Origin of the sequence: Streptomyces sp. UH6, assembly GCF_013421635.1 — a bacterium.
Classification (GTDB): Bacteria; Actinomycetota; Actinomycetes; order Streptomycetales; family Streptomycetaceae; genus Streptomyces; species Streptomyces abyssomicinicus.
Genome location: NZ_JACADT010001349.1, coordinates 1 through 1,185, shown reverse-complemented (window position 1 = coordinate 1,185; position 1,185 = coordinate 1). Strand labels below are relative to the sequence as shown.

Here is a 1,185-nt window from a genome sequence, read left to right as displayed (position 1 = left end):
CGATCCCGATGTACCAGAGCGAGTCCCAGGTGCGGCCCAGCAGCGCGGTGGTGTCCTGGCCCTCGGCGCGCGCCAGCAGGGCCAGGAACAGGACGCCGGCGAGCCGTGCGGCGGCGAACAGGCCCAGCGCGGTGACGACGGTGGGCACGGTGCGGCGGGTCCGCCCGCCGGGCGCGGGGGGCCCGGGCGGCTTCGCCACGGAGGTCTTCCGGCGGGCGGGCGACGGTACGAGGGCGGCGAGCATCGGGTTCACACCACGCACGATGCAGGGCGTACCGGGAGGAAACGGTCACGGCACGCCGGGTGTCCGCCGGTTCCAGCCGGGCGCAGTCCTTCAGCGCCAGCGCTGGGTGGCCGAGCCGTTGCAGGTCTGGTGGAGGAGGAGGAAGCCGTTGACCCCCAGGCACTCGCCGGTGCTCCTGACCCGGAGGGTGCCGTCGGAACCGCGGGTCCACACCTGGGTGTCGCCGGTGCCGCACGCGCCCATGTGGACACTGCCGTAGGAGGCGAGGCACTGCCCGCTGCTCTGGGACACGATCTGGACCCCGCCGGACACCGAGCGGAACGACCAGGCGGAGGCGGCCCCCGAGCAGGAACCCGCGGAGGCGTTGCCGGGCCCGGCGTTCAGGCACTTCGAGGTCGAGACGTTCTGGATGGTGGGACCGGTGGTGACGCCGCCGCCGGTCGACCCGCCCGAGGTGGTGGAGCCGCCGGTGGACCCGCCCGACGATCCGCCGGAGGTTCCCCCGTCCGAGCCGCCCGAGGCGCTGGAGGAGCCGCCCGAACCCGAACCGGAGCCCTGATCGCCCGTGTCCGCCCCGCCGGAACCGGAACCGGAACCGGCGCCGCCCGAACCGGTGGCCTCGTCGTCCTCGCCCCCCTTCCCGGAGGGGCTCGGTGACGTGCCGGGGGACTTCGACGAGCCCGCCTTCTCCGACGGCGTGCCGGACGCGGTGCCGGGGAGGGCCGCACCCGCCGTCGCCGGGGCGCTCACCGAGGTCTCGGGACCGGGGCCGGACGCCCGGTCGTCCGTCGCGTCGGTGACGTAGGGGAGCAGCTGGACCAGCAGGGTGGTCCCCACGCCGAGGACGACGGGGATGATCACGGGCAGGAAGCGGGTGCGGCGCCGCGGCTCGGCCTCCGTGCGCGCCGGCTTCTTCCCGGACCTCTCTCCGGCGGCGCCGT

At 75.7% G+C, this 1,185-nt stretch carries 1 protein-coding gene and 1 pseudogene; both read right to left on the bottom strand.

The genetic code is table 11. The features are described from left to right. Positions 1-262, bottom strand: a pseudogene (locus tag HW445_RS31800) (hypothetical protein); the annotation flags it as partial. Between the two features lie 72 nt (positions 263-334). Next, positions 335-1,185, bottom strand: an 851-nt coding sequence (locus HW445_RS31795) for an RICIN domain-containing protein (protein ID WP_180224229.1), incomplete at its 5' end; no start/stop codon positions are given.